The sequence below is a fragment of the Onishia taeanensis genome, assembly GCF_013349955.1.
GTDB lineage: Bacteria > Pseudomonadota > Gammaproteobacteria > Pseudomonadales > Halomonadaceae > Onishia > Onishia taeanensis_B.
Genome location: NZ_JABVXC010000002.1, coordinates 337,623 through 357,810 on the forward strand (window position 1 = coordinate 337,623; position 20,188 = coordinate 357,810).

A 20,188-nucleotide genomic window follows, 5' to 3' on the forward strand; every position below is an offset into this window, starting at 1 on the left:
TGGCTCCCCGAACAGGACTCGAACCTGTGACCCAATGATTAACAGTCATTTGCTCTACCAACTGAGCTATCGGGGAATGACCCTATCGATCACAATGCTCCGTGTGGCTCCCCGAACAGGACTCGAACCTGTGACCCAATGATTAACAGTCATTTGCTCTACCAACTGAGCTATCGGGGAATGACCCTATCGATCACAATGCTCCGTGTGGCTCCCCGAACAGGACTCGAACCTGTGACCCAATGATTAACAGTCATTTGCTCTACCAACTGAGCTATCGGGGAATGACCGGAACACGCGACGTAGTATAAGGATTGGTGGCGCAAGGTCAAGGCCAGTGTGTAAATTCTCACCATAATCCATGGCGAATCAATCACCTGACGCCACAACCAAACCGAAGCAGTGCTGAGCCTGACCGAGACCCATATACGAAACAGGCCCGCACCATCGGTGCGGGCCTGTTGTCTTGATTCCTGGTGGCTACGCCCTGATTCGAACAGGGGACCCCATCATTATGAGTGATGTGCTCTAACCAGCTGAGCTACGTAGCCACACCGCTACCGATGGCTTAGCGCTCGGTAACGGGGGCGTATTATGCATGCCCCAGCTACGCTTGGCAAGCATGCGATGGTAACGAGCTGGTTTAAATATCCAGCGCCTGCTTCACCGCGGGCAAACCTGACTCACCGTCTACGGTGGTCACGCCCTCAAGCCAACCCTCAAGGACTGCCGGGTTGGCCTGCAGGTAAGCGCGTGCAGCCTCGCGCGGCTTTTCCCCGTCGTCCATGATGTTACCCATCAGTTGGTTTTCCATCTCCAGGGTAAAGGATAGGTTATTGAGAAGCGTTCCAACATTGGCACATTCCTGCGCATAGTTGGCGCGGGTGTTGGTATAGACGGTAGCACCGCCCAAGTTAGGGCCAAAGTAGTCATCGGCGCCTTCAAGGTAGGCAATGTCGAAATTGGTGTTCATCGGGTGCGGCTCCCAGCCCAGGAACACCATCCAGTCCTCGCGGCTGGAGCGAGAGCTCAACTCGGCCAACATGCCCGCCTCACTGGAATCGATCAGCTCCCAGTCGCCAAGGCCAAAGGCTTTGTCATCAATCATGTCCTGGATCAACATGTTGCCGTCGTTGCCGGCTTCGATGCCGTAAATTTCGCTATCGAACTGTTCGGCATGATCGGCCAGATCCGCCACACTGGTAACACCAGCGTCATAGACATACTGCGGCACCGCCAGGGTGTACTTGGCACCCTCGAGGTTGGCGTTCAAACGATCCACCGTACCCTGCTCGACGTAGGGGTCACTGATCGACGCCATTGACGGCATCCAATTGCCCAGAAAGACATCAAAGTCGCCGTTCTTCATGCCAGAGTAGGCGATCGGCACAGAGACCGTATCGACCCGTGTCTCGTACCCCAGCGCCTCGAGCACCTCGGAGGTCAGGGCGGTCGTCGCGGTGATATCGGTCCAGCCCACCTCAGCAAAGCGCACTTTCTGGCAGGATTCCGGAGCAGCCGCCTGGCTCTGTGTCGCCGCCAGGGTGAGCGCGCCGGCGCTCAGGGCCATCAAGGACATCTTGAGAGTCGGGATCGTCTTGGACATAGGGATCGAACCTCTTATTGGTCTAAAAAAGGGAGCGACTGAGCCATGCAGAACGGGACGCGCAAGACATCGCCTGGTGCACGGCAAGCCCCCGGATCATAGGCCGAGTTGGCCGACATCTTTTATTGATTGAACGTTCAATAAAAAAGATGCATACTTAACACCATAGAACATTTGCCTTCCCCTGCCCACCCGGCATGGGAAAGACCAAACAGAAGAGGAGTTGCCACGGTGCCGAAAGTCGGAATGGAACCCATCCGCCGCCGTCAGCTGATCCAGGCCACCATGGAGGCCATCGACGAAGCAGGCCTGGCCGATGCCACCGTGGTTCGCATCGCCCGGCTGGCAGGGGTCTCGGCAGGCATCATCAGCCACTACTTCGGTGGCAAGGATGGGCTGCTGGAGGCCACCATGCGCCAGATCCTGAAAGACCTGGGCGATGCGGTTCATCAACGCCGTCAGGGGCTGCCCAAACATGCCCCTCGGGCCCACATGCGCGCCATCATCGACGGCAACTTCGACCGCAGCCAGGTCAGCCAGTCGGTGATGAAGACTTGGCTGGCCTTCTGGGCAAGCAGCATGCACCGCACCACGCTGCATCGGCTGCAGCACGTCAATGATCGTCGGCTTTACTCCAATCTCTGCCATCAGTTCAGGCAGTGCCTGCCGAAGCAGCAGGCCCGGGAGGCCGCTGGCGGGCTGGCTGCCATGATCGATGGCCTCTGGCTGCGCGGTGCCTTGGCGCCCGAAGGGCTCGATGTGGATCGTGCCCGCAAGCTTGCCTACGACTACCTGGACGAGAAACTTGCCCACGGCGCAGAGCACAGTGCACTGCGCAGGGCCTAACGCACACTTTTAGGAGGTTCTCATGACGACACTTCCCACTCAGCAACTCTATATCAACGGAAAGCTGACCGACGCCACCTCCGGCGAGACCTTCTCCGTCACCAACCCGCTCGACGGCTCGCTGATCGCCAACATCCAGCAGGCTAGCCAAGCCGACGTGGATGCCGCCGTCGCTGCAGCCCGTGAAGGACAAAAAGTCTGGGCAGCCATGAGCGGCATGGAGCGGTCACGTATCCTGCTCAAGGCCGTGGCACTCCTGAGAGAGCGCAATGACGAGCTGGCCAAACTCGAGACCCTCAACACCGGCAAGCCGATCAGCGAGACCGCGGCGGTCGATATCGTCACTGGCGCCGACGCCCTCGAATACTTCGCCGGACTGGCGCCTGCCATCGAAGGCACCCAGATCCCGCTGCGTGAGGACTCCTTCGTCTACACTCGCCGGGAGCCGCTGGGCGTAATCGGCTCGATCGGCGCCTGGAACTACCCGATCCAGATCGCCTGCTGGAAGGCCGCCCCAGCCCTGGCCGCCGGCAATGCCGTGGTCTTCAAGCCCAGCGAAGTGACCCCGCTGACCACCCTGAAGCTTGCCGAGATCTTTACCGAAGCCGGCCTGCCCGCTGGTGTCTTCAACGTGGTGCAGGGCGATGGCCGCGTCGGCCAGATGCTGACCGCCCACCAGGGCATCGACAAAGTGTCCTTCACCGGTGAAGTCGGTACTGGCAAGAAAGTCATGTCCGCCTCGGCAAGCTCGAGCCTCAAGGACGTGACGATGGAGCTAGGCGGCAAGTCTCCGCTGATCGTCTTCGAAGACGCCGATCTTGATCGCGCTGCCGATGCGGCGATGATGGCCAACTTCTATTCCAGCGGTCAGATTTGCACCAACGGCACCCGCGTATTCGTTCATGCCAGCGTCAAGGAGGCCTTCGAGGCTAAGCTCGTCGAGCGCGTCAAGCGCATCAAGGCCGGCGACCCGATGGACCCGGCGGTCAACTTCGGTCCGCTGGTCAGCTTCGAGCATCAGGAGAAAGTCCTGTCCTACATCGCGCTCGGCAAGCAAGAAGGCGCTCGCGTGCTGATCGGCGGCGAAGCCTGGGACCAGGGCGATGCACACGGAGTCGACTGGGCCAAAGGCGCCTGGGCGGCCCCGACCGTGTTCACCGACTGCACCGACGAGATGCGCATCGTGCGTGAGGAAATCTTCGGTCCAGTCATGTCCGTGCTGGCCTTCGACGACGAAGACGAAGTGATCCGCCGCGCCAACGATACCGAGTACGGCTTGGCCGCAGGCGTCTTCACCGAAAACCTGAACCGAGCGCACCGCAGCATCCATCGCCTTGAGGCTGGCATCTGCTGGATCAATACCTGGGGTGATTCCCCGGCGGAGATGCCGGTGGGCGGCTACAAGCAATCGGGCGTAGGCCGTGAGAACGGTATTTCGACCCTGAATCACTACACCCAGATCAAGTCCGTGCAGATCGAGATGGCGCCCTTCGAATCGGTGTTCTGATTCTCCCCTGACGCCACCCTGGAAAACGGCACGACCCACGCCTGCCATGCCCCATCAGGGCATGGCACGGTGTTTTGCGTCCTTTCTTCTGAGGCCGTCGTTTTCCTGCGTCACTCAGTGTTTGTTCGTTACTCCAATTTACTGATCAGGAGGGCTTGTCGATGACACAGCCTAGAGAGTTCGATTACATCATCGTTGGCGCTGGCTCGGCCGGCAATGTGCTCGCCACTCGACTGACCGAGGACGCTGACGTCTCGGTACTGCTGCTCGAGGCCGGCGGCAAGGACCATCGCTTCGATTTCCGCACCCAGATGCCGGCGGCCCTGGCCTATCCGCTGCAAGGCAAGCGCTACAACTGGGCCTTCGAGACCGATCCTGAACCGCACATGGACAACCGTCGCATGGAATGCGGTCGTGGCAAGGGCCTCGGCGGCTCCTCGCTGATCAATGGCATGTGCTACATCCGCGGTAACGCCCTGGACTATGACAACTGGGCCAAGAACTCGGGGCTCGAGGACTGGACCTACGCCGACTGCCTGCCGTACTTCCGCAAGGCCGAGACCCGCGACATCGGCCCCAACGACTACCACGGTGGTGACGGCCCGGTCGCAGTGGCCACCCCGAAAGCGGGCAACAACCCGCTCTATCACGCCTTCATCGACGCAGGCGTCGAGGCCGGCTACCCGCGCACCGAGGACGTCAACGGCTACCAGCAGGAAGGCTTCGGGCCGATGGACCGTTTCGTGACCCCCAACGGCCGTCGCGCTTCCACCGCCCGCGGCTACCTGGACACCGCCAAACAGCGCTCCAACCTGACCATCGTCACCCGGGCCACCACCGATCGCATTCTCTTCGAGGGCAAGCGTGCGGTGGGCGTCAGCTACCTGCACAAGGACCAGGCGGTCGAGGCCCGCGCCCGCCGCGAGGTGCTGGTGTGTTCCGGTGCCATCGCTTCACCGCAACTGCTGCAGCGCTCCGGTGTCGGCAATGCCGAGCTGCTCAAGCAGTTCGACATCCCGGTGGTCCATGACCTCAAGGGCGTGGGCGAGAATCTCCAGGATCACCTGGAGATGTACATCCAGTACGAGTGCAAGAAGCCGATCTCCCTGTACCCGGCGCTCAAGTGGTACAACCAGCCGAAGATCGGCTTGGAGTGGATGCTCAACGGTACCGGCATCGGCGCCAGCAACCAGTTTGAAGCGGCCGGCTTCATTCGCTCGAGCGATGACGAAAAGTGGCCTAACTTGCAGTACCACTTCCTGCCGATCGCCATCAACTACAACGGCACCAGCGCCATCCAGGCACACGGCTTCCAGGCCCACGTCGGCTCGATGCGCTCTGAGAGCCGCGGTCGCGTCAAGCTGACCTCGCGCGACCCCAAGGCCGCGCCGAGCATCCTGTTCAACTACATGTCCACCGACAAGGACTGGCAGGAGTTCCGCGACGCCATCCGTCTGACCCGCGAGATCATCGCCCAGCCAGCCATGGACGAGTTTCGTGGTCGCGAGCTCGCCCCCGGCCCGGACGTGCAGTCCGATGCCGAGCTCGATGCCTTCGTGCGCGAGCATGCCGAGACCGCTTACCACCCCTGCGGCACATGCCGCATGGGCGAGGGCGAAGATGCCGTGGTCGATGGCGCCGGCCGCGTGCACGGCCTCGAGGGTCTGCGGGTGGTCGATGCCTCGCTTTTCCCGCTTATCCCTACCGGCAACCTCAACGCACCGACGATCATGCTGGCCGAGAAGATGGCCGACAAAATCCGTGGCCGTGAGCCCCTGGCTCCCTCCAAAGCGCCCTACTACGTCGCTGAAGATACACCGGCCCAGGCGGCGCCCCAATACCGCCTGAACTAATCAAAAGCACTAGATATGCATGCACTTAAAAGCCCCCGAAGGTTAGGCCTTCCGGGGCTATTTTTTTGCTTCTTTTCGGTGAGACCTCACCTGCCACAATTCGTCTCCAAAAAGTGACCACCAACATAATATCCTTGCAGCACTCTCAACTTGCGCCTGATTAGTTTTGTAACACTACAAGTATTAGGCATCTAATATATTAATGTATTAGAAAAACCACATCACAGAGAAATTGACGCCCCAACTAGTGAGTGCCAGTATGAGTCCGAGCGTAAAGAAACGTTACAAAACGTATCCGCTCATTCCATCGTCGAGCCAGTGGATGGAATTACGACGATATCTCATCGCTATACAGCAAGGGTGATTAAAATGAAAAAACTTCTCCTCTCCGCAAGCATTATGGCCATCATGTCCACTCCGGTCCTGGCGGATAGCAATGAAGTATATATGGAACAGCTGGGCATTATTAACCAGTTCAACTCCGACCAAAGCGGAAACAACAACACTATTGGCTCTTCTCGTAATGCGGCCACCCAGGATGGTACTGGTAACTACGCAGACCTGGATCAGACTGGGAATCGTAATGGCATCGATCGCTTCATGCAAGATGGCAACTATAACCGTGCAGACATCGACCAAGTCGGCTATGGCAACGACTCCAACACCTACCAAAAAGGCGATGGCAACCAGACAAATGTCGCCCAATATGTCTATGACAACGAATCCAACACCGTGCAAGTTGGCGATGAAAACGTAATTGGCGCCTTCCAGTTTGGCTCCCAGAACGATATTTACGCAGAACAGCGTGGCGATGGCAACACCATCAATGCCAGCCAAGTTTTAAACAACAACGACCTCGATGCTGAACAATTTGGCAACGGCAATATGCTAACGTCATCACAGTTCGGTTCCTACAACCGTATCGATTCTCACCAGCATGGCACTGACAACATGGCACACCTGAGCCAGCAAGGTATCGGAAACCGCGCCAATGTCGTTCAGCACTGATTAAGGGCTGAAACCTTCAAGATCTGCCGGGCATCCAGTGGGGTGCCCGGGTTTTCTCAAGGTGCAATGCATGATGCCCCACAGCACAGCATGGAACATCAGACGCTCGAGAACGCTATCGAAAGCACTGATCGCTGGCTTTATCACGATCAGTACTGCTCCCTCGGCCATGGCTCAACAGGTATTCACTCAGCTCAATTGCAAAATTGTCATCGAGCGTGAGGCAGAGGCTGTCAGGGCGACAAGTGTTATCGAGGCTAACAAGCCGACCCGTGCCGACTATGTCTTGAGGACACTCAAGATTGATGCCGCCGGCTCCGGAACAAGCGAACAATCCGGTTCCATTTCACTGCTACCCGGTGAGTCCGCTACTACTGCACAGACAATTCACCGACTGGCTAAGACAGGTTGGCTCGAATTCCATTTACGCGTTACTGAGCGGTTGACAGGGACCTCGTGTGAGGCCAAGGAAATCGTTAGCCCAATGTAGCATCAGCCAATACAACCACCTGCTAACGTATCGATTAAAAAGGTAAGTGCCATGCAATCAAGAACCTCCCATTATCTCGCTGCACTGGTATTTACCTTTTTACCAGCACTTGCATCAGCTAGTGACAGCAGCGCATTCATTACCCAGATCACTAGGAATGATGCTCCAGAGCAGGCTAATGAACGTCAAATCGCTAATTTCTCAACACCTGGAACCGGCCAACTCGGCGCCTTGGATATCGACCGTCTGGCACTTTCGCAAGTATCAGCAAGCAACCAGCACGGCACACTTTCGGTTGCTAACCAGCAGGGAAAAGACAATCGCCTCTCCGTTGTCGCCATGGGTAGGGGAAATATCACCCTGCAGCAACAGCAGGGGGTAGGCAACACATCGGATATAGCGCTTGCTGGTCAACGCAATGCTATTTCAGTAGATCAACGTGGCAACTACCTAGACTCAGACATAAAGGTAGTAGGAAGTAATAAAGTCATTTTCCACTTTCAGCGAGGCACCGGTCAGAGTGGCCATCAACAGCCACTACTTTATACGGGGAACCAGCGAGAAGCACAGGTCATCCTCGACACCCCCAAGGGGCGGCTGACCAAAACAATAGCCAACTGACAATCGTCCTTAGAGGAAGATACGTAAATGAAGACTACTACGCCACTCACTATCTCATCACTTACTGCCGCCTCATCACTTACTGTCTCATCACTTACTATAATAGTGGCAGCTACTCTGCTCTTTCCCATTAGTGCTTGCGCAGGCGATCTGACCTATCGCCCCATCAACCCTTCATTTGGCGGCGACCCCTTCAATAGCTCTCATCTGCTGCAAATGGCTGACATACAAAATCAGTACAAGGACGATGGTAGCGACCTTGACTCACTGTTCGCGGAGGAAACGGCTGCTGATCAGTTTGTCTCCTCAATGCAAGGCACGATGATTTCCGGCGCATCCTCACAACTGAGAGAAGCCATCTTCGAAGATGGGGCACCACCCTCGGGAACCTTCACATTGAACGGTGCCACAGTGACATATGAGACGGTCAACAGCCGTGTCCTAGTAAAGGTGTCGGATGGCATCACTACCAATTCCTTTGACATCCCTAAGCCCAATACTAACTAATCAGCATTTACGCGCAGGGAATATCATGAAAACGTTAACTCAAGCTCTGTGCCTATTGGCCAGCGTCATACTCTCAGGGTGTGTATCGACCTCTGGCCCGATGTCAGAGCCCGCATCCTATATCAGTGAAACCAGCACCTCTTCACTGCTCAAGAACCTGCCCGCGGCGGCCAGGCCAGTCGACATCGCAGTGTATGAATTTTCTGATCTGACGGGACAATACAAACCCAATGAAGGCTTTGCGGAATACTCCCGCGCCGTGACTCAAGGCGCCGATGCGATTCTTGTCGATGTGCTAGCCGATGCAGGCCAGGGTCAGTGGTTCAATGTTGTCGAGCGCCGAGGTCTCCCCAACCTGCTGCGCGAGCGCCAGGTCATACAAGCCACTCGTCAGCAGTTCAATGGCCAGGCGGCGGCTCCCTTGCCTCCGCTGACCTTCGCTGGCGTGATCATCGAAGGTGGCATCATTGCCTATGAAACCAATTTATCGACCGGTGGTGCCGGCGCCAGATACCTGGGCATTGGCGTCAACTCTGAATACCGCACCGACCTGGTCACCATTAACCTACGCTTGGTCAGCGTGCAGACGGGGCGCATCCTCAACAGCATTACCACCACCAAGAAGATTTACTCCGTTCTGGTCCAAGGGTCGGTATTCAAGTACATCGCGGCCGATGAGATCCTCGAACTCGAGGCTGGCTATACCCGCAACGATCCACCGCAACTTGCCGTACGTGAAGCCATCGAACTGGCAGTCTACACCGCCATCATCGAGGGCGCAGAACGGGACACCTGGGGGTTCGCGAATACTCAGCAGGGACGAGAGGCCATCGACACCTTCCAACAGCGTGTGGCGGGGTTGCAGCCCTCTTCCCATGGTCAGGCGTTACAGGACAGCTAACACCGACCAGAAAGCTGCTGCTATCTGACTTCAAACAGCCCCGCACATGCGGGGCTGTTTGCTGCTTTACCAGCCGCAGCCTAGCGGATATTGCCTGTCACCTCAGGGGGTGGTCGCCGGTCGAGCAATGGGCTAGGCTACAAGAATTCAAACGCTCGTTAGAATGCTGCCACTTATCGTAACGGAGCCTACCCATGATCCACCTCTTGCTGATCGTTCTGGCCCTGGCGGGCCTCACCGCAGTAATGCGGCGTGAAGCCGGCGCCCTCGCCGCCCTTGGCGTGCTCGCCGTACTTGGCATCGCCGGCCTCGTGCTCAACGCACCTCTCCTTGGTTTGGTACTGCTCATTGCTGCCGCCGGCGTGGCGGCATGCGGCCTGCCTCCGCTGCGTCGCCGCTGGCTGTCGCCTCGGCTCTTCGCCATGTTCAAGCGAGTCGCCCCCAAGGTGTCGGCCACCGAGCGCACGGCTCTCGAGGCAGGCAGCGTCGGCTGGGACGGCGAACTGTTTTCCGGTAAGCCGGATTGGCAGGCCCTGCTGGATACAACAGACAATGGCCTGACGGACAAGGAGCAGGCCTTCCTCGATCAGCAGTGCTCCGTGGCCGCCGGCATGTGCAACGCCTGGGACATCGCGCGGGATCGCGCCGACCTGCCGCCGGAGCTTTGGGCCTACCTCAAGCAGGAAGGCTTCTTCGGCATGATCATCCCCGAGGCCTACGGCGGTCTCGGCTTCTCGGCCAAGGCGCAGTCACTCGTGTTGCAGAAGCTTGCGGTCAACGAGACCCTGATGGTCACCGTCGGCGTGCCCAACTCACTGGGGCCGGGCGAGCTGCTGCTCAAATACGGTACCGACGCCCAGAAGGATCACTACCTGCCGCGCCTGGCCGACGGCCGCGAGATACCCTGTTTCGGTCTTACCGGCCCGCGCGCGGGCTCCGATGCCACCGCCCTGCCGGACACCGGCGTGGTCTGCAAGCAGATGGTCGACGGAAAGGAAGTACTGGGCCTCAGGCTCAACTTCGAGAAGCGCTGGATCACGCTTGCACCCATCGCCACCGTGGTTGGCCTAGCGTTTCGCATGTTCGACCCGGATCACCTGCTCGGTGATAGCGAGGACCTGGGTATCACCTGCGCGCTGATTCCCCGCGACACCGACGGCATGGAAATCGGCCGCCGCCATCACCCCATCGGCAGCCCCTTCATGAACGGCCCGATCAAGGGCAAGGATGTGTTCGTACCGCTGGACACCATCATCGGCGGCCCGGAAATGGCCGGCCAAGGCTGGCGTATGCTGGTCGAGTGCCTGTCGGTGGGGCGCTGCATCACCCTGCCCTCCGGCGCCACTGGCACCGCGCGCTACGCACTAGGCTGGAGCGGTGGTTTTGCCCGCATTCGCCGCCAGTTCAACGTTCCTGTCGCTGAAATGGAAGGGGTGCAGGAGCCACTGGCCCGCATCGCCTCGATGGCCTATATCGCCCAGGCCACGGTTCGCCAGACCGCCAACATGATCGACCACGGCCACAAGCCAGCGGTCCCCTCGGCGATTCTCAAGAGCCAGCTCACAGAGTTCCAGCGCAGCCTGCTCGGCGACGCCATGGATATCCACGGCGGCAAGGCCGTCACGCTTGGACCAAGCAACTATATTGGCATCGGCTACTCGGCCAACCCGGTAGCGATCACCGTGGAAGGTGCCAACATCATGACCCGCAACCTGATGATCTTCGGGCAGGGAGCGATTCGCTGTCACCCCTATGTGCTCGAGGAACTGGCCGCCAAGGACGCCGACGACCTCAAGGCCTTCGATCAGGCCTTCTTCGCCCATACCGGTCTGATCTTGGGTAACGCCGCCCGAGCACTGACCCAGGGGCTCGGTATCGGCCGCCCGGCGGTGCCCTTCGATAGCGTCGCCGCACCTTATGCGCAGGATGTTGCCAGGCTCTCGGCGGGCTTCGGCCTCGCCGCGGATGCGGCAATGGCGAGCCTCGGCGCCAGCCTCAAACTGCGCGAAATGCTCTCGGCAAGGCTTGGCGATGTATTGTCGAACCTCTATCTGGCGTCGATGGTGCTCAAGTCCTGGCACGAAGGCGATAAGGTCGAAGGCGAGGATGAACTCTTGCACTACAGCTGTCGCTTCCTGCTGCAGCGCGCCGAACAGGCCTTCGTCGAGTTGTTCGACAACCTGCCCAACCGCGCTCTAGCCCGAGTGCTCAAGCCCATCGTGATGCCACTGGGGCGGCGTTGGGCTCGCCCATCCGATAAGCTGACTCGCCATATCGCCAAGAACGTCTCACAGGCGTCAGCACTGCGCACCATGCTGCTCGCCCATACCTGGGATACTCAGGAAGAAGGCCAGCAGGATAATCCTCTGGCCCACTACAACGCCTTGCTTGTTGACCAGGAGCGCGCCGAGCCCATTTATCGCACCCTCAACAAGGCCTACGCCAAGGGCGAGCTGCCTGCTGACGCGCTACACCCCGAACAGCGCATCGAAGCGGCCCTGGCCGCCGGCCTGATCAGCGAGGACGATGCCCATTTCATGCGCCGGCATGAAGCCGAAGTATTGGAGATGCTCAGCGTCGACGACTTCGCTTTCGACGCCTTCGCCAGCGCCAAGGAAAACGTCACCTGGCACAACGCAGCCTGAGGCCGCTCCATTCACCGTAATCGCCTGACGATCAGAACCCATCGCCCCGCCTAGGACCTCCCCTGGGCGGGGCGATTTCATTTCAGGCTCCGCCGTTGGTGCCCTACAGCGGCCAGACCCAAAGAATCAAAGGAAGCGCGGTGAGCATCACCACCAGCGACAGCGGTAGGCCAAGCTTCCAGTAGTCGCTAAACCGATAGCCGCCGGGCCCCATCACCAGAGTATTGGACTGATGACCGATCGGGGTCAGGAAGGCACAGGAGGCACTCACCGCCACCACCATCAGAAAGGGGTCCAGCGATGCCTCGAACCCATTGGCAAGGCTCGCGGCAATGGGCGCCATCAGCAAGGCGGCGGCGGCGTTGTTGATGACGTTGGAAAGCAGCATGCTGAGGCCGAACAACCCCGCCAGCGTGGCCACCACTGGCCAGTCGCCCCCCAGCGCCAGCATCTGATCGGCAATCAGCGCGGCACCGCCGCTGGTGTCCAGGGCTTGGCCCACCGGCAGCATCGCGCCCAGCAACACGATGACCGGCCCATCGATGGCCTGATACGCCTCGCGCAATGGCAGCACCCCAGCGAGTAAAGAAGCCAGCGCCGCCGTCGACAGCGCCACCGCCGCGGGCAACCAATCGAGCAGCATGGCCACGATAGCCAGTGCGAAAATAGCCAGCGACAACGCCAGCGAACGCGGCTGGCCGAGGGTCAGGTTGCGACTGGCCAGGGGCAGACAGCCAAGGATGGCCAGGCTCTCGCCAAGCCCGCCCTCGTCGCCCTGCAACAGCAACACGTCGCCAGCGCGAAAGCGGATATCGCGCAGGCGCTGCTTGAGGCGCGCACCGTCCCTGGCCACCGCCACCAGATGCAAGCCGTGCTGATTCAGCAGGCGCAGCTGCACCACAGTGCGATGGATCATCATCGAGTCGTTGCGCACCACCGCCTCGACCAGCTGCAGCCCCTCGGAGTCCAGTCGGCGTGGCTGTTTTTTTGCTTTATCGGCCTCGGCTCTGTCGTCTTCCCTGGCAGCAGATTTTGCCAATACCGCGCTATCCGATGCCTCTTTGTTTGAGGTCGCTTTGTTGGATGCCTCTTGATTCAGGACCTCTTCTTTCAGGGCTTCGCTGTCCTCATCGCTCGTCTCACTGTCTTCGTCATCGCCATTAGCCTCGGTACCGAGCCGCAGGCCGGCCTTGTCCTCGAGCAGCTTCATTTCATCGGGGCCGGCCTCGATCAACAGGATGTCACCGACCTCGAGTTTGCCCATGAAGGCATGACCGGCACGGCGGGTTTCGTCGCGGACCACCGCCAACACCGGTACCGGTTCTTCGAGCGCAGCCTGCAGCTCACGCAGGCTCCACCCCAGAGCCTTGCTGTCCTCATCGACTCGCATCTCGATCAGATAGTGGGCGGTATCGAAGAGCTCGTCCGCTGAGGCCTGGCCCTCTCGGCGCGGAGTCAGTCGCCAGCCCAGCAACACGATAAATAAAAGTCCCGCCAGCGCCACCCCCACCCCGACCGGGGAAAACGCGAACATGCCGAAGGCCTCGCCGGTCTGGGTCGCACGGTAACTGGAGATGATGATGTTGGGTGGAGTGCCGATCAGGGTGGTGAGGCCACCGAGCAGCGAACCAAAGGCCAGCGGCATCAGTAGCAACGACGGAGAGCGAGCATGCTCACGGGCCATGCGCATCGCCACCGGCAGCATAAGCGCCAGGGCGCCGACATTATTCATCACCGCCGAGAGCACCAGCACCGTGCCCGTCAGCACCAGCACCTGCCATACCAGCTTCTCGCCGACTTTAAGCGTCTGCTCGGCAATCACATCGACAACCCCGGATCGCTCGAAGCCACGGCTCAGCACCAACACCGCCGCCACCGTGATCACCGCCGGGTGGCCGAACCCCAGGAAGGCCTCATTGGCCGGCACCAGCCCTGTCAGCGTCGTTGCCAACAAAGCCGCCAATGCCACCAGGTCATAGCGAAAACGCCCCCAGGCGAAAGCCGCCAGTGTCAGGCCAAGAATCAGAAATATCTGGGTACTATCGGCCATGCGTCTCACCTCCCTGTGGCAGCATCTCGAGCGGAGCTACTTGGTTAAGAACACCAGCAGGCGACTGAAAACGCTAGCTAAAACGACGACGCCCGCCATAGAAATGGCGGGCGTCGTCATATCGGCTGTTTTATCCCCTTTTCAGCGGGTCAGGGCACCAGGATGGTCGAGCCGGTGGTCTGACGGGCGGCTAGGGCCTGCTGGGCCTTAGCCGCATCGGCCAGCGCAAAGCGTTGGCCGATGTCGATGGTGATCTTGCCGCTCTCGAGCATCGCGAAGAGCTCCTCGCTCATGGCCTCCAGCCGCTCGCGGGTATCGGCATAGCCGTTGAGGCTCGGCCGGGTCACGAACAGCGAGCCCTTCTGATTGAGGATGCCGATATTGACGCCCTCCACCGGCCCGGAGGCGTTGCCGAAGCTGACCATCAGGCCGCGCTTCTTGAGGCAATCCAGTGACATCTCCCAGGTGTCCTTGCCAACCGAGTCGTAGACCACATCGACCATCGCGCCATCGGTGAGTTCGCGTACACGCTCGACGACGTTCTCCTTGGTGTAGTCGATGGTCGCCCAGGCGCCGTTCTGCTCGGCAAGCGCTGCCTTCTCGGGTGAGCTGACGGTACCGATCAGCTTGACGCCCAGGGACTTGGCCCACTGACAGGCGATCGAACCGACGCCGCCGGCGGCGGCGTGGAAGAGGATCGTCTCGCCACCCTGAAGCGGATAGGTCTGGCGCAGCAGGTATTGGACCGTGAGGCCCTTGAGCATCGAGGCGGCGGCGGTCTCGACATCCACGCCCTCCGGCAGGCGGACGACCTTCTCGGCGGGCAGCGTATGCAGTTCGCCGTAGGCTCCCAGCGGGCCCTGGGCATAGGCGACCCGATCGCCGACCGTGAGCTGCCCCACGCCCTCGCCCACCGCCTCGACCACGCCGGCGCCCTCGGTACCCAGGCCCGAGGGCAGCGCCGGCACCGGATAGAGGCCGGTGCGCACATAGATGTCGATGAAGTTGAGCCCTACCGCCTGGTTGCGGACCCGCACCTCTCCTGGCGCTGGCTCCGCGGGGGTAAAGTCGATGAATTCGAGAACTTCTGGGCCGCCAGTGCTGGCGAACTGGATACGCTTGACCATGAAATACCTTCCTTGCGTTGGAACATGCGTGAACACAGACAGAAACTGCTTCTATCCAAGCGTCCGCAACGCAAGGGGTCAAGCCCGCCATTGGCAGCAGCCGCCGGGGCAACAACGGTTGGTGTCTTGCTGGTCATGACGAGAAGGCATGACGAGAAGACATGACGAGAGTCCTTACAGAGGAGACGTATCGCCGGGACGACCGACAGCATAGTCGGCTTACAGTGTGATCGGAAAGGATTCCAGCCCGCGCACAAAACGTGACTTGTAGCCCTCGAAGGCCTCCTTGTCCTGCTTGAAAGAGGCCACCACCGAGCCCTCATCGAAGGCGAGGGTGCGCGTCACGTCATCAAGCCCTTCGGCCGGATGCTGGGCACCGAGCCCGATGCGCCGCCCCTGCTCGCCGTCAAACCAGCGCTTGATACCGGCGTCGCGGAACATGGTTTCCTGCTTGGAATCTGTGGCCACCACCTTCAGCGGCGCCCTGAGGGCAAGTTCCTGCACCAGACGCTGGACGGGGTTCGCCACGCTGCTTTCCTCTAGGCCGGTGAGCAACGACACTTCCATGCCCTGGCCCGCCTCATCCAGCACCAGCAGCGCCAAGGCAACCGGGCGCGACTGATTGTCGACCAGCGCAAACACACGCGCGGCCTCCTGCTTGACCAGCACGCCCAAGGTGCCAGCAAAGGTCACCAGTGGCGCCAGACCCGCCTGGTGACCGTAGACTTCGGCACACAGCCGGGCGAGGCAGGACTCGCGCTGCTGAACGTTATTGACGTGCACGACTCTCATCGACTTACCCCTATCGCAGCACCCGCCAGCGCGGGCCTTGATGTAAAAAAGCCGCAGCCTAGCACAGTCAGGCGTCGCTGGCCCCGTTACACACTTTCGCACCTGGATGCAGGGCCAAGCGCATCATCGGCACTGCGACGCCCGGCACATATCGTTTAGTCTGAAAACCGTCCCCTCCCGCTCAGGAGCCACCACATGTCGGCCTCTTCCATCGATGCGTCAGAGACGTCACCGCTTTCTTCTTCGGTCTCTTCGCCAGGTGCCTCGTCGCTGTCGCCATCAGCCACGGAAGCGCTGCCGCGGCTGATGGCCCATCGCGGCCTTTCGGCGAGCGCACCGGAGAACACGCTTGCCGCAGTGCGGGCCGCCCATGAGGCCGGCTTCACCTGGGTGGAACTGGACGTCCAGCTGCTCGCCGACGGCGCGCCGGTCATCTGGCATGATGCCACCGTCAAGCGTTGCTCGAATGGCCACGGCCGGCTGGCAAAACTCAGCCTTGCCGAGGCACGGCGGCTGGACGTGGGCACCTGGTTCGACGCCTCCTTCGCCGGAGAGCGCATGGCGACCCTCGATGAGATGCTCGCACTGATCGACACGCTGGGCATGGGGCTCAATCTGGAACTCAAGCTCGCTCGTGGCCGCGACCCGGCGGCGCTGGCCGAGGCGACAGTGCCCAGGGCGATGGCAATGCTGCCCGCCACGCGGCTGATCGTCTCATCATTTTCTAGGTCGGCCCTCAAGGCCGCCCGGGGCCTCGAGCCAGACCCCACGCGGCTCAGGCTTGGCCGGCTCTACGACAAGATAGCCAAGGGCTGGGAAACGGAGGCGCGCAGCCTCGAGGCATTCAGCGTGCACGGCGACTGGACTCGACTGACCGAAGCTCGCGCCCGGGCGATCAAGGCCGCCGGCTATCGGTTGATCTGCTACACCGCCAACGACCCAGAGGCCTTCGCACCGCTGTGGCAATGGGGGGTCGATGCGGCCATCAGCGACGACCCGCGACGCTTTTGCGGCCGGCTGCCCGATGCCGTCTAGCAAACCCATCTAGGTGAAATCTGGCTAGATAGGGCGCAATTCCTGGCAAGAATTGATCTGGATCAAGCCGGCGCGACACTATGATCAAGAACGCCAGCCGGGTGCCGATAGAGATTCATGACTTCCCACGGATCGGAGATTTGCATGAACCCGTCGACGCTGATCGGCATACTGGCAAGCATTGGCCTGCTCGGCACCGTATTGCTATTTACTGCCGAATCGCCTCAGAGCTTCATCAATCTGCCGGGGCTCGCCATCGTCGTCACCGGCACGCTAGCCGCCACCTTCATCAGCTATCCCCTCAGGGAAGTCGTGCGCGTGGTGCGCCTAGTGAGCCTGGTCTTTCGCCGCGAGAATACCTACACCCGTGGCGATATCCAGGAACTCGTGGCGATCTCGCGGCTGTGGTTCAAGGGCGATGTGCGCGCCGTGGAGCAGTCCCTGGAAAAGGCCAGTAATCCCTTCCTGCGCACTGGCGTGCAGTTGGTGATCGCCAACACCAAGGAAGAGGACATTCTCGAGCTGCTGCGCTGGCGTATCGCCCGTCTCAAGGCCAGAGAGTACGCCGAAGCACAGATATTTCGCACCATGGCCACCTATGCCCCGGCATTCGGCATGATCGGCACCCTGGTCGGTCTGGTGAACATGCTCGAGGTCATGGAAGCAGGCGATATCGGCGTGATCGGACCGCGCATGGCGATTGCCCTGCTGACCACCTTTTACGGCATCCTGCTGGCCAACCTGGTCTTCAAGCCCATCGCCGTGAAACTCGAACGGCGCACCGAGGAACGGCTGATCGCCATGAACATGGTGCTCGAGGGCATTTCGCTGATCTGCCGGCGCCGGCTGCCCTCCTTCATCGAAGAGACCCTCAACTCCTTCATGGCCAACTATCGCGACGAGATCCGCGATGTGCCGCCGGGGATCGACATCGAGAGCACGAGTCCAGACACCGGGGGTTCCGGCGTTCAGGAGGCTCGACAGGATGGCTGATTCAGATGACGCCCTGCTGCCAGGCGCCGGCCAAGCCGGCAAGGACAGCGACGGCGAAAACTGGCTGACCAGCTATCTGGACGTGCTGACTCTGCTGATCACCCTCTTCGTGCTGCTTATCTCGATGAGCGGCGGCGAAGCAGGCGATGCCACGTCGTCACAGGCAGCGGCCACCCCCAGCTTTACTCCCTTGGCCAAGGTGGGCGAGCGCCAGGCAGGAATACTGCCGCAACAGGGCGATGGCGTGAACGACGCCTTCGACGACCTGGCAGTAGACGGCGTGGTGGTGGCCCGCCACGCCCAGGGCACGATGCTGCGCATCGCCGATCACCTGCTGTTCGACAGCGCCAGCGCCTCGCTAACGCCCAGCGGCGAGGCCACGCTTGCCCAACTGACCGACAAGCTGAGCGCCTTTCCGGGGCGTATCTCCGTCGAGGGGCACTCCGACAATCGCCCCATTACCACCTCGCGCTATCCTTCCAACTGGGAGCTATCCAGTGCGCGAGCAAGCGCGGTGCTGCGCTTTTTAACCCAGCAGGGCATTGATGCCACGCGCCTGCGTGCCATCGGCTATGCCGACACCAAGCCGCTGTCTTCCAACGACGACGCCCAAGGCCGGGCCAGCAACCGCCGCGTGGAACTGGTGCTGCACAACGACTGATGCCCAGGCGTCAGCCGGGATCGGTTCTGGCATCAGTGCCGGCCAACCAGCTCGAGCACCTGCGCCATATCGAGCTGTTCCTCCAAGGCATCGGCGAGGCGGTCGAGCTCGCGCTCGCGATGGGCCGCGTAGTCTACCGCCTGGGCCTCTGCATCACCGAGACCCAGGCGGGCCAGCAGCGCGGTGCAGGCGCTCGCTTCATCGAAGAGACCGTGCAGGTAGGTACCCAGCAGTTGGCCATCCTCGCTGACCGCCCCGTCCGGGCGACCCTCGAGCTGCATCAAGGGCCTCTCCAGCGCCACGCCCTCGCTGATGCCGTTATGAATTTCGTAGCCACTCACCGCCACGCCTTCGCCGGCCTGGGTGGCTAAGGCAGTACCGACGCGAGGACCGACGAGAGTGCCACGCACATTGCGCAACTGCTTGCCTGGCACCATACGGGTGCGCATGGGCAGCAGCCCCAACCCGGGCGTCACGCCGGGCGCGCCTTCCAAGCCATCGGGGTCGTCGATGGTCTCCCCCAGCATCTGGAAACCGCCGCAGATACCGAGCACCTTGCCGCCATAGCGCAGGTGGCGCTGGATCGCCGCCTCCCAGCCCTGAGCGCGCAACCAAGCAAGATCGCTTGTCGTCGCCTTGCTGCCGGGTAGCAGGATCACATCGGCCGGCGGTATTGGCTCCCCCGGCCCTACCAGGCTCAAGGACACCCGCGGATGCAGACGCAGGGGGTCGAGGTCGGTGTGATTGCTGATGCGAGGCAACATCGGCACCACGATATTCAGCGCGGGCCGATCCGTTTCCTGGCCGACGAGCCCGACGCCATCTTCGGCGTCGAGCAGCAGGCCATCGAGGTGGCGCAGAACGCCGAGCACCGGCTTGCCGGCATACGATGTCAGCCAGTCGAGGCCAGCTTCCAGCAGCGCAATATCGCCGCGAAAGCGATTGATGATAAAGCCTTTGGTACGGGCCCGTTCGGTCTCGGAGACAAGCGCCAGGGTCCCCACCAGCTGGGCGAAGACGCCGCCCCGATCGATATCGCCCACCAGCAGTACCGGGCAGTCGATGGCCTCGGCGAAGCCCATATTGGCGATATCGCCCTCACGCAGGTTGACCTCGGCGGGGCTGCCCGCCCCCTCGGCGATAATCACCTCGAAGCGGCTCGACAGTCGCTCCCAGGCCGCCAGTACCGTAGCGCGCGCCTGACGTTTGAAGGCGTGATAGTCGAGCGCGCCCATGTGGCCATAGACCTGACCATCGAGAATCACCTGCGCGCCCTGATCGGTCTCAGGCTTGAGCAGCACCGGATTCATGTCGCAGTGAGGAGCAATGCCGGCGGCTCGCGCCTGCAGGGCCGTAGAACGGCCGATCTCGCCGCCCTGTGGCGTGACGGCGCTGTTCAGCGCCATGTTCTGGGGCTTGAAGGGTGCCACCGCGATACCACGACGCGACAGCACGCGACACAGCCCCGCCACCACCGTGCTCTTGCCGGCATCCGAGGTCGTGCCCTGGATCATCAGAGTCGTCATGGCCGTGTCCTTATGGGGGC

The 20,188-nt window shown here is 60.9% G+C and carries 17 protein-coding genes and 4 tRNA genes; 12 read left to right on the forward strand and 9 right to left on the reverse strand.

Going from position 1 to position 20,188, the window contains the following annotated elements; all coding sequences use genetic code 11:
* From HUS66_RS04385 to HUS66_RS04405, 5 genes are all read right to left on the reverse strand, one after another.
* Nucleotides 1–76, reverse strand: a tRNA-Asn gene (locus tag HUS66_RS04385).
* Nucleotides 77–104: 28 nt separating this feature from the next.
* Nucleotides 105–180: transfer RNA gene (locus HUS66_RS04390), tRNA-Asn, on the reverse strand.
* A gap of 28 nt (nucleotides 181–208) precedes the next feature.
* Nucleotides 209–284 (reverse strand) — tRNA-Asn (locus tag HUS66_RS04395).
* Between the two features lie 190 nt (nucleotides 285–474).
* Nucleotides 475–551, reverse strand: a tRNA-Met gene (locus HUS66_RS04400).
* Nucleotides 552–643: 92 nt separating this feature from the next.
* Complete coding sequence (locus HUS66_RS04405; RefSeq protein WP_175069727.1) at nucleotides 644–1,606, reverse strand: choline ABC transporter substrate-binding protein; 963 nt, start codon at nucleotides 1,604–1,606, stop codon at nucleotides 644–646.
* Nucleotides 1,607–1,837: 231 nt separating this feature from the next.
* Here HUS66_RS04405 and betI point away from each other — a divergent pair, with 231 nt between their 5' ends.
* The 9 genes from betI (at nucleotide 1,838) to HUS66_RS04445 (ending at nucleotide 11,984) form a co-directional block, all read left to right on the forward strand.
* The gene (gene betI, locus HUS66_RS04410; RefSeq protein WP_175069728.1) at nucleotides 1,838–2,452 is read left to right on the forward strand and encodes a transcriptional regulator BetI; all 615 of its coding nucleotides are present in this window, start codon (nucleotides 1,838–1,840) and stop codon (nucleotides 2,450–2,452) included.
* A 22-nt stretch (nucleotides 2,453–2,474) separates the two neighbouring features.
* Complete coding sequence (gene betB, locus HUS66_RS04415; protein ID WP_175069729.1) at nucleotides 2,475–3,959, forward strand: betaine-aldehyde dehydrogenase; 1,485 nt, start codon at nucleotides 2,475–2,477, stop codon at nucleotides 3,957–3,959.
* 161 nt (nucleotides 3,960–4,120) lie between these two features.
* Nucleotides 4,121–5,812 carry a choline dehydrogenase gene (gene betA, locus HUS66_RS04420; protein WP_175069730.1) on the forward strand — a complete coding sequence of 564 codons (1,692 nt, stop codon included), beginning with the start codon at nucleotides 4,121–4,123 and terminating at the stop codon, nucleotides 5,810–5,812.
* 369 nt (nucleotides 5,813–6,181) lie between these two features.
* Nucleotides 6,182–6,820 carry a hypothetical protein gene (locus HUS66_RS04425; RefSeq protein WP_175069731.1) on the forward strand — a complete coding sequence of 213 codons (639 nt, stop codon included), beginning with the start codon at nucleotides 6,182–6,184 and terminating at the stop codon, nucleotides 6,818–6,820.
* 70 nt (nucleotides 6,821–6,890) lie between these two features.
* Nucleotides 6,891–7,310: a curli-like amyloid fiber formation chaperone CsgH gene (csgH, locus tag HUS66_RS17630; protein ID WP_217487899.1), complete on the forward strand. Its 420-nt coding sequence runs from the start codon at nucleotides 6,891–6,893 to the stop codon at nucleotides 7,308–7,310.
* 51 nt (nucleotides 7,311–7,361) lie between these two features.
* A complete protein-coding gene (locus HUS66_RS04430; protein ID WP_175069732.1) occupies nucleotides 7,362–7,931 on the forward strand; it encodes a hypothetical protein in 570 nt (189 codons plus the stop codon).
* Between the two features lie 27 nt (nucleotides 7,932–7,958).
* Nucleotides 7,959–8,438: a curli assembly protein CsgF gene (locus HUS66_RS04435; RefSeq protein ID WP_175069733.1), complete on the forward strand. Its 480-nt coding sequence runs from the start codon at nucleotides 7,959–7,961 to the stop codon at nucleotides 8,436–8,438.
* 100 nt (nucleotides 8,439–8,538) lie between these two features.
* Nucleotides 8,539–9,339, forward strand: coding sequence for a CsgG/HfaB family protein (locus HUS66_RS04440; RefSeq protein ID WP_175069734.1), 801 nt, complete (start codon nucleotides 8,539–8,541; stop codon nucleotides 9,337–9,339).
* A 194-nt stretch (nucleotides 9,340–9,533) separates the two neighbouring features.
* Nucleotides 9,534–11,984, forward strand: coding sequence for an acyl-CoA dehydrogenase (locus HUS66_RS04445; protein WP_175069735.1), 2,451 nt, complete (start codon nucleotides 9,534–9,536; stop codon nucleotides 11,982–11,984).
* Between the two features lie 103 nt (nucleotides 11,985–12,087).
* On the opposite strand, the gene HUS66_RS04450 is transcribed toward HUS66_RS04445, so the two are convergent.
* The 3 genes from HUS66_RS04450 to HUS66_RS04460 all read right to left on the reverse strand — a co-directional run bounded on the left by HUS66_RS04450 (nucleotide 12,088) and on the right by HUS66_RS04460 (nucleotide 15,953).
* Nucleotides 12,088–14,034 (reverse strand): SLC13 family permease, encoded by a 1,947-nt coding sequence (locus HUS66_RS04450; protein WP_175069736.1) that lies wholly within the window; start codon nucleotides 14,032–14,034, stop codon nucleotides 12,088–12,090.
* Nucleotides 14,035–14,183: 149 nt separating this feature from the next.
* Nucleotides 14,184–15,161, reverse strand: coding sequence for an NADPH:quinone reductase (locus tag HUS66_RS04455; RefSeq protein WP_175069737.1), 978 nt, complete (start codon nucleotides 15,159–15,161; stop codon nucleotides 14,184–14,186).
* Between the two features lie 219 nt (nucleotides 15,162–15,380).
* The gene (locus HUS66_RS04460) at nucleotides 15,381–15,953 is read right to left on the reverse strand and encodes a hypothetical protein (protein ID WP_175069738.1); all 573 of its coding nucleotides are present in this window, start codon (nucleotides 15,951–15,953) and stop codon (nucleotides 15,381–15,383) included.
* A 195-nt stretch (nucleotides 15,954–16,148) separates the two neighbouring features.
* Here HUS66_RS04460 and HUS66_RS04465 point away from each other — a divergent pair, with 195 nt between their 5' ends.
* The 3 genes from HUS66_RS04465 to HUS66_RS04475 all read left to right on the forward strand — a co-directional run bounded on the left by HUS66_RS04465 (nucleotide 16,149) and on the right by HUS66_RS04475 (nucleotide 18,642).
* On the forward strand, nucleotides 16,149–16,988 hold the full coding sequence (locus HUS66_RS04465) for a glycerophosphoryl diester phosphodiesterase (RefSeq protein WP_175069739.1): 840 nt from the start codon (nucleotides 16,149–16,151) through the stop codon (nucleotides 16,986–16,988).
* A 144-nt stretch (nucleotides 16,989–17,132) separates the two neighbouring features.
* Entirely contained in the window at nucleotides 17,133–17,981 is an 849-nt protein-coding gene (locus HUS66_RS04470; RefSeq protein ID WP_175069740.1) for a motility protein A, read from the forward strand.
* Nucleotides 17,974–18,642 (forward strand): OmpA/MotB family protein, encoded by a 669-nt coding sequence (locus HUS66_RS04475; RefSeq protein ID WP_175069741.1) that lies wholly within the window; start codon nucleotides 17,974–17,976, stop codon nucleotides 18,640–18,642. The genes HUS66_RS04470 and HUS66_RS04475 overlap by 8 nt, the downstream gene beginning before the upstream one ends.
* Before the next feature lie 32 nt (nucleotides 18,643–18,674).
* Here HUS66_RS04475 and HUS66_RS04480 read toward each other — a convergent pair whose 3' ends face one another.
* Nucleotides 18,675–20,168 carry a cobyric acid synthase gene (locus HUS66_RS04480; RefSeq protein ID WP_175069742.1) on the reverse strand — a complete coding sequence of 498 codons (1,494 nt, stop codon included), beginning with the start codon at nucleotides 20,166–20,168 and terminating at the stop codon, nucleotides 18,675–18,677.
* Nucleotides 20,169–20,188 lie beyond the last annotated feature (20 nt).